Origin of the sequence: Rahnella perminowiae (assembly GCF_019049695.1) — a bacterium.
GTDB lineage: Bacteria > Pseudomonadota > Gammaproteobacteria > Enterobacterales > Enterobacteriaceae > Rahnella > Rahnella perminowiae.
The window spans coordinates 79,818-86,078 of sequence record NZ_JAFMOT010000166.1 but is presented as its reverse complement, the minus strand read 5'-3'; the positions used below and the strand labels follow the sequence as shown (position 1 = coordinate 86,078).

General features: G+C 50.8%; 7 protein-coding genes. 5 read left to right on the top strand and 2 right to left on the bottom strand.

Going from position 1 to position 6,261, the window contains the following annotated elements:
* Nucleotides 1-70 precede the first annotated feature (70 nt).
* Nucleotides 71-388, bottom strand: a complete 318-nt coding sequence (locus J1781_RS08005; protein ID WP_129954928.1) for a PTS lactose/cellobiose transporter subunit IIA — start codon at nt 386-388, stop codon at nt 71-73.
* A gap of 277 nt (nt 389-665) precedes the next feature.
* Here J1781_RS08005 and J1781_RS08000 point away from each other — a divergent pair, with 277 nt between their 5' ends.
* From J1781_RS08000 to J1781_RS07980, 5 genes are read left to right on the top strand one after another with little or no spacing between them, the layout of a single operon-like run.
* Entirely contained in the window at nt 666-2,009 is a 1,344-nt protein-coding gene (locus J1781_RS08000; RefSeq protein ID WP_129954929.1) for a PTS sugar transporter subunit IIC, read from the top strand.
* 25 nt (nt 2,010-2,034) lie between these two features.
* Nucleotides 2,035-3,471, top strand: a complete 1,437-nt coding sequence (locus tag J1781_RS07995; protein ID WP_217233421.1) for a glycoside hydrolase family 1 protein — start codon at nt 2,035-2,037, stop codon at nt 3,469-3,471.
* Nucleotides 3,472-3,485: 14 nt separating this feature from the next.
* On the top strand, nt 3,486-3,803 hold the full coding sequence (locus J1781_RS07990; RefSeq protein WP_129954931.1) for a PTS sugar transporter subunit IIB: 318 nt from the start codon (nt 3,486-3,488) through the stop codon (nt 3,801-3,803).
* 38 nt (nt 3,804-3,841) lie between these two features.
* Nucleotides 3,842-4,615: an FCD domain-containing protein gene (locus J1781_RS07985; RefSeq protein ID WP_129954932.1), complete on the top strand. Its 774-nt coding sequence runs from the start codon at nt 3,842-3,844 to the stop codon at nt 4,613-4,615.
* Nucleotides 4,616-4,620: 5 nt separating this feature from the next.
* Complete coding sequence (locus J1781_RS07980; RefSeq protein ID WP_217233420.1) at nt 4,621-5,070, top strand: GNAT family N-acetyltransferase; 450 nt, start codon at nt 4,621-4,623, stop codon at nt 5,068-5,070.
* Here the strand turns inward: J1781_RS07980 and galR are convergent.
* Nucleotides 5,067-6,074: an HTH-type transcriptional regulator GalR gene (gene galR, locus J1781_RS07975; RefSeq protein WP_217233419.1), complete on the bottom strand. Its 1,008-nt coding sequence runs from the start codon at nt 6,072-6,074 to the stop codon at nt 5,067-5,069. The two genes, J1781_RS07980 and galR, sit on opposite strands and share 4 nt — an antisense overlap.
* Between the last annotated feature and the right edge of the window lie 187 nt (nt 6,075-6,261).

Genomic DNA, 6,261 nt, shown 5'->3' with positions numbered 1-6,261 from the left:
ACCCCAGCCCTCCCCTTCGCAGGAGAGGGAGCCAATCGCGTTGCTTTTACTTCTTCGCAAAGCAGGGAGCTTACTTATCAAACATCTCTTTTCTCAGTAACACGATCTCTTCTGCCAGATCACGGCACAGCATGGCGGTCATCAGATGATCCTGCGAATGCACCATGATTAAATTCACCGGAATTTTGCCTACGCCTTCATCCAGGCTAATCAGTTGTGTCTGCACTTTATGCGCGACACGGGCCGCGTCGTCAGAGGCTTTCAGCATCGCATCGGCCTGCGCCCATTCTTTTTTACGTGCGTGCTGAATGGCCATCATGGCGTTAGATCGTGCTTCGCCGGCGTTGATCAATAATTCCATTACTGTTTGTTCCAGATCGAATTCCATCGAAAACTCCAAATTGGTATACCAGATGAGTGTGAATTCATGATATTGGAATTCCAATATTCACATGTGAGAACGCTGTCACAGAAATTAATTCGTATTACGCTATTTTTTGGCATGCCACATTACGTAAGTAATCCCGAAATATGGCCGACAGGATGATATACAGAACCGGACTCTGACCCTGCTTCGTACGACACCTTTATTCCTCATGCCATGTAAAAGGTGAAGACGAAACCAACACCTGTGAAGTATAGAAAAAAGAAAATGAGGTGCTGTCATGTCATTGAAAGATCGCTTTATCGATTCGCTGGGGGGGTTCGCCAATACCTTTAATAGCTTCAGATACATCATGGCTATTAAGGCGTCTTTTATCACGTTAATGCCCGTCATTATTGTGGGGGCATTCTCAGTTTTAATTTCAAACATGGTGATGGATCCGAAAAACGGCCTAGCACATTTTGAAATGTTCTCCTGGCTGGCAACACTCAAACCCATCATGAGCAGTATTAACTATGCCACGCTGAGTTTTCTGACCATTGGTGCGGTGTTTTTAATTGGTATTGAACTGGGGAAAATTAACGGTTCGCGTTCGTTATTTCCCGGCCTGCTGGCGGTGATTTGTTTTATCGCCGTTACGCCAACCACTGTCGATATGATGGTTAACGGCCAGATGCAGGAAGTGAAAGATGTGCTGGCAAAACAATTCTCCGATACGAAAAGTCTGTTCCTCGGCATGTTTATTGCCATTTTGTCGGTTGAGATTTATTCCCGTCTGGAGCGGGTTAACAGCCTGCGCATAAAAATGCCGGAGAGCGTGCCACCCAATGTGTCGGCATCCTTCTCGGCTCTGATCCCTGCCATTATTACCGTGGTTCTCGTTGCCACCTTCGGCTTTGTTTTCCATCGCGTTACCGGCATGTATTTGTACGACGCGGTGTATCAGGTGATCCAGCGTCCTCTGGAATCGGTAATGCAAAGCCTGCCGGGTATTTTGCTGCTGATGTTTGTCGCGCAGCTGTTCTGGGTGATTGGTATTCACGGCAACCAGATGATTAAACCGATCCGTGAACCGCTGTTGCTCGGCGCCATCATGGTTAACATGACCGCATTTGAGCAGGGCCATGAAGTGCCGAACATCATCACCATGCCGTTCTGGGATGTCTATATGAGTATCGGTGGTTCAGGGTGCACTATCGGTCTGCTGCTGGCGGTGATGATTGCTACCCGCCGTAAAGAAATGCGCGAAATCGCCAAACTGTCGCTTGGGCCAAGCTTCTTTAACATCAATGAGCCGGTAATTTTTGGTATGCCGATCATGCTCAACCCGATCCTCGCCATTCCGTTCATCATCACGCCGCTGATTACCGGCACCATCGGCTACTTTGCCACCAGCCTCGGATTCGCCGGACGTGCGGTGGTGATGGTGCCGTGGACCACACCGCCGGTGATCAATGCCTGGTTGTCGACTGCCGGGTCGATGGGGGCGGTGATCACCCAAATTGGCTGCATTCTGGTGGCGGTACTGATCTATCTGCCGTTCGTGAAAGTGGCCGCGCGTCGTGCCGATCAGGCGCAGCTGGAAGCCGCGCAGCAGAGCCAAAAACAGGCCGCCACGGCGTAAAACTATTCGGACAAAGAGGAACGTTATGAGTCAGGTTTCAATCGCCATTCCCGAGGGATTTATTCTCGGTGCAGCAGCCTCTGCATGGCAGACCGAAGGCTGGAGCGGCAAAAAAGACGGGCAGGATTCGTATCTGGATCTCTGGTACAAAAATAATCGCCACGTCTGGCACAACGGCTACGGTCCGGCGAAAGCCACCGATTTTATCAATCGTTATCAGGAAGATGTGGCGCTGATGAAAGCCAGCGGACTGAGCCACTACCGCACGTCCGTCAACTGGTCACGCTTTCTGACAGATTACGAACTGGGTACCGTCGATGAAGAGTATGCCGCATATATTGACGACCTGCTCGATGAAATGAAACGTCACGGCATCGAACCGATGTTGTGCCTGGAACACTATGAATTACCGGCGTTTCTGATCGAGAAATACGACGGCTGGAGTTCGAAAAAAGTTGTCGAATTATTTGTGTTGTACGCAGAAAAAGTCTTTGAGCGCTATGCCGGAAAAGTCAGTCGTTGGTTTACCTTCAACGAACCGGTGGTGGTACAAACCCGTGTCTATCTGGATGCAATTCGCTGGCCGTTTGAACAAAATACCGCCAAATGGATGCAGTGGAATCATCACAAAGTGCTGGCGACCGCCAGCGTTGTCGAACTGTTCTACCGTAAAGGCTATAACGCCTCGGGCACGGTGGGGGTCATTTTAAATCCGGAAGTGACTTACGCCCGCTCAACAGCAGCACATGATCAGCAGGCGGCACATTTATATGATTTATTCTATAACCGCGTATTTTTAGATCCGATGATTAACGGCGAATATCCGCAGGAGCTGTTGGAATTACTGCAAAAGCATGGCGTGCATTTTGATTATTCCGCAGAGGAACTGGCCGTTATTCGGAACAATACTGTGGATGAAGTGGGTATTAATCTCTATTACCCGCACCGGGTGAAAGCACCTTCCCGCGAATGGAATAAAAACACGCCATTCCATCCGGCGTATTACTACGAACACTTTGAATTACCCGGTCGCCGGATGAATAAATCGCGTGGCTGGGAAATATACCCGAAAATTATTTATGACATGGCGATGCGCATTAAAACCGAATACGGAAATATTGCGTGGTTTGTGGCGGAAAATGGCATGGGTATCGAAAATGAAGATCAGTTCCGCGATGCCATCAGCGGGGAAATTCAGGACGACTATCGTATTGAATTTATTGCCGGGCATCTTTACTGGACGTTAAAAGCGCGGGAGGACGGCGCCAATTGTCAGGGATATATGCTCTGGGCCTTTACCGATAATGTCTCGCCAATGAACGCCTTTAAAAACCGTTACGGACTGATCGAGATTGATCTGGAAAACAACCGTGATCGCCGTCAGAAGAAATCATCTCACTGGTTTAAATCGCTCAGTGAAAGTGGTGTGTTGTCTTTAACGCTGGATGACCAGGAAAAATAACCTAAGGAAATACCATGAAACGAATTGTTTTAGCTTGTTCGGCAGGAATGTCCACGTCACTGGTGGTCACCAAAATGGAAAAAGAAGCCGCTGCCCGGGGTATGGAATATCAGATCTACGCGATCCCGGAAAACAATCTGCGCGATGAGCTTGAGGCGTATGGACGCGATATCGTCGCCGTGCTGCTCGGGCCGCAGGTGCGTTTTAAGCTGACGGAGAATAAAAAGCTGACCGATGAACACGGTATTCCGATCGCAGTGATCGACATGGTGGCTTACGGCACGTTAAACGGTGCAAAAGTGCTGGATCAGGCACTATCTCTGATACAGTAACATCCGGTCTTTCTTGTTTCGTGTATCAGGGTGATTGTGTGGAAAAAGGTGTGGTTTCGCAGGACAAAAAGCAGTATCAGGAAATCGGGCACGACCTGCGTGAGCAAATCAAGCAAGGGCATTTTGCCGTGGGATCCCGCCTGCCGCCCGAACGCAATATGGCGGAAAACTACGGCGTCAGCCGGACGATAGTGCGTGAAGCCTTACTGATGCTGGAACTTGAGGGCACAGTCGATATCCGTCAGGGTTCCGGCGTGTATGTGATCCGCATTCCTTCTCAGGAAGAAGGGGAAGACGAGCTGATGTATCAGGGGCAGATCGGGCCCTTTGAAATCTTACAGGCGCGGCAGTTGCTCGAAAGTAATATTGCCGCGTTTGCCGCCAAAATGGCGACCAAAGCGGATATCGAAAATCTGCGTCGCACGCTCGAGCAGGAACAAACTGCTATCGTGGCTAACGATGAAAGTGGTGACAACGACAAGTTGTTCCACCTGCTGATTGCCGGTGCGACACAAAACCAGATGCTGCTCGATTCGGTGAAAAATATCTGGATGCACCGGGATTCCAGTCCGCTGTGGAAACAGTTACACAGCCATATTGCTACCCGGGGTTACCGCCTGAAATGGCTGGCTGATCATCAGAATATTTTGGCTGCCCTGCGACGCCGCGACGTCATGGGCTCGTACCAGGCGATGTGGCAGCATATGGAAAATGTAAAAAATACACTGATGGAATTGTCAGATGTTGATGCGCCGGAGTTTGACGGGTATCTGTTTGAATCTGTACCGATTTTTCAGGGAAAGCTGGTCTGAACACCATGAAGATTATTAATCTGAATGAACGTCCTGAATTTCAGGACGCGGTGACAGACTGGCTTTGGCGGGCGTTTGGCAGCGAAAATAGTCGCGAATTTTTTGCCAGCGTGGTGCGAAGCAGCCTGTCCGGCGCGGACTTACCGCAAACTTTTATTGCACTCGATGAAGGTAGACTGGCAGGCACCGTGGGGTTATGGCGCTGCGATTTAATCAGTCGTCAGGATCTTACCCCGTGGCTGGCGGCGTTATACGTGGATAAGCATTTCCGCTCGCGCGGACTGGGGCAGCAGTTACAGCAGTTTGTGCTGGAACAGAGCCGCCGCAGCGGCTTCGGGGAATTATATCTGTACGCCGACTTCACCGGTTATTACGAACGTTTTGGCTGGAAATACATCGGCGATGCCCTGGATTACCCGGATAAGCCGGTGCATCTTTTTCATCAACTTCTTTAGCTGTTGACCGGGCTGCTCACCGAGTGACGCCGCACCAGCGTCGGGCTGAACATGTGAGTGGTTTCCGGTAACGGCTGACCATTTGCCAGCGCTAATGCCAGTTGCGCTGCCTGACTTGCCATGGCCACGACCGGATAACGTACGGTGGTCAGACGCGGGCGCAGGTAGCGCGAAATCAGCACATCATCAAAGCCAATCAGCGAAATTTCGCCCGGTACATCAATACTGTTATCGCTTAAGACTGATAATGCACCGGCGGCCATCGGGTCGTTGTAGCAGGTCACTGCCGTAAAACCTTTGCCCAATCCTAATAAGTCCGCCATGGCTTTTTCGCCTCCGATTTCATCGGGTTCGGCGTATGCAATCAGCTTGTCATCGACCGGGATGTTGTGTTCGTTAAGGGCGTCGATATAGCCCTGAAGGCGATCGCTGGCATCGGAAATGCCATGGTTAGAACACAAAATCGCGATGCGCTGATGCCCGGCCTGGATCAGATGACGCGTCGCCAGCCAGGAACCGTAGCGGTCATCGAGTGCAATACAGCGCTGTTCGAAGCCCGGTAACGTGCGGTTAATCAGCACCATTCCGGGGATTTGCTGCATCAGGCTGGTCAGCTCATCTTGCGGGAGCATTTTGGCATGCACGACTAATGCCGCACAGCGGTGGCGGATCAATTGCTCAATGGCCTGACGCTCTTTTTCAACGTTGTGATAACCGTTACCAATCAGCAGAAAATTACCGGTGGCATAGGCGACTTGTTCAACCGCTTTCACCATCGCACCGAAAAAGGGATCGGATACATCAGCCACGATCAGCCCCAGTGTTTCGGTCGCCTGCTGGGCGAGGGCACGGGCGTTGGCATTGGGATGATATTGCAGATGTTGCATGGCGTTCTGTACGGCTTCCCGCGAGCTGTCGCTGGCTTTCGGGGAATGGTTAATCACGCGTGATACGGTCGCAACCGATACGCCTGCCAGTTTTGCTACATCCTTAATCGTTGCCATAACACTTCTGTTTCCGTGAGGGTAATCGTTTACACGGACCAGTTTTGCGGAAAAGACCGCTGGCTGCAAGGATGCTGATCGCAACTTTGGGATGTAAGCGGGATGTAACGGGAAAAATACCTGAAGGTTTTGCGCCTCCCCTGCGCAGGCGGCGGCGGGGAAAGTGATTTTGCTGGGAAACGATTTC

Coding starts and splice junctions, on each gene's coding strand:
- galR (WP_217233419.1), bottom strand. CDS start 6,074: ATGGCAACGATTAAGGATGTAGCAAAACTGGCAGGCGTATCGGTTGCG.
- J1781_RS08005 (WP_129954928.1), bottom strand. CDS start 388: ATGGAATTCGATCTGGAACAAACAGTAATGGAATTATTGATCAACGCC.
- J1781_RS07995 (WP_217233421.1), top strand. CDS start 2,035: ATGAGTCAGGTTTCAATCGCCATTCCCGAGGGATTTATTCTCGGTGCA.
- J1781_RS07980 (WP_217233420.1), top strand. CDS start 4,621: ATGAAGATTATTAATCTGAATGAACGTCCTGAATTTCAGGACGCGGTG.
- J1781_RS07990 (WP_129954931.1), top strand. CDS start 3,486: ATGAAACGAATTGTTTTAGCTTGTTCGGCAGGAATGTCCACGTCACTG.
- J1781_RS08000 (WP_129954929.1), top strand. CDS start 666: ATGTCATTGAAAGATCGCTTTATCGATTCGCTGGGGGGGTTCGCCAAT.